This window comes from Candidatus Infernicultor aquiphilus (assembly GCF_002784285.1).
Lineage (GTDB): Bacteria > Atribacterota > Phoenicimicrobiia > Phoenicimicrobiales > Phoenicimicrobiaceae > Infernicultor > Infernicultor aquiphilus.
Window position 1 is genome coordinate 1,628 of the sequence record NZ_PFKO01000213.1, and the last position, 392, is coordinate 2,019.

Here is a 392-nt window from a genome sequence, read left to right on the forward strand (position 1 = left end):
CAAAATCTGCATCAGAACCCACGGCAATCGTTCCTTTCTGGGGATAAAAACCAAATATTTTTGCCGGATTTTCACAGATAAGTTCTACCATTTTATCCAATCTAATTTTTCCTTCTTTTACTGCTGTGAAAAGCAAGGGTAATCTGGTTGATAACCCTGGGAATCCCGCAGGAGGAGTAAATATATCTTCACTTCCTTTTTCCTTTTCTTCTTTAGTATAAGGTGCGTGGTCACTTCCGATAATATCTATACTTCCATTATTTACAAATTCCCACATTTTCAGCCTTTCTTCTTCACTTCTTAAGGGAGGGTTACACTTGGCAAATACTCCAACTTTCTCCAGAACATTCTCATTAAGAAATAAATAATGAGGGCAGGTTTCTGCTACAACA

General features: G+C 37.5%; 1 pseudogene. It reads right to left on the reverse strand.

What is annotated here, in order from left to right:
• Positions 1-392: pseudogene (locus tag COZ07_RS05590) on the reverse strand (amidohydrolase family protein); the annotation flags it as partial.